1 protein-coding gene is annotated in these 551 nt (G+C 64.1%); it reads right to left on the reverse strand.

Annotated elements, in window-relative coordinates; translation table 11 throughout:
• The coding region (locus tag DAI20_RS20105; RefSeq protein WP_205781539.1) for an energy transducer TonB at positions 1-537 on the reverse strand (537 nt) is incomplete at its 3' end.
• Between the last annotated feature and the right edge of the window lie 14 nt (positions 538-551).

The raw sequence follows: 551 nt of genomic DNA on the forward strand, positions 1-551 counted from the left end.
GGTCATGTTGACCTGCTCGGCGATGACGTCGGCCACCGTGCCATCACGGGCGACCTTGATCATCAGGATCACATCGCCCTGACCACCGATCCTCATTGCCTCGTCCGGATAGCGCGGCGGCGCCAGGCGCTCTGCCGTCACCGAATCGGTGGCCTTCGGATCGTACTCGCTGAAGTCGACACTGGTCATGCTGACTTCGTAGTCGCCCTTGCCCGTGGACTTGCCACGCAGGCGTACCCGAAACGGGGCCTGTGCGGCGACGGCCTTGCCATCGACCCGTGTCGGCTCGAAACGCCAAGGGCGAATGGTGCGTTCAACAAACGCGGCAATACCCGGGCTGATGTTCGCCTTCTGATCGACCACCAGAGCGCTGACTGCGCCTTCTGCCGTGACCTCGATCTTTCCGGTCAGTGTCATGCTCAATTCGGTGGTGGCGCGCACGGCACGCGTGTTCTGCGCGCAGGCCTCGCCGGCAAACAGCGGGGTGCCGGCACCTACGGCCAGCGCGAGAGCGAGAAACAGGGGAGAACGCATCATTGCCGGATCCTTGG

Origin of the sequence: Planctomonas deserti (assembly GCF_003067705.1) — a bacterium.
Lineage (GTDB): Bacteria > Actinomycetota > Actinomycetes > Actinomycetales > Microbacteriaceae > Planctomonas > Planctomonas deserti.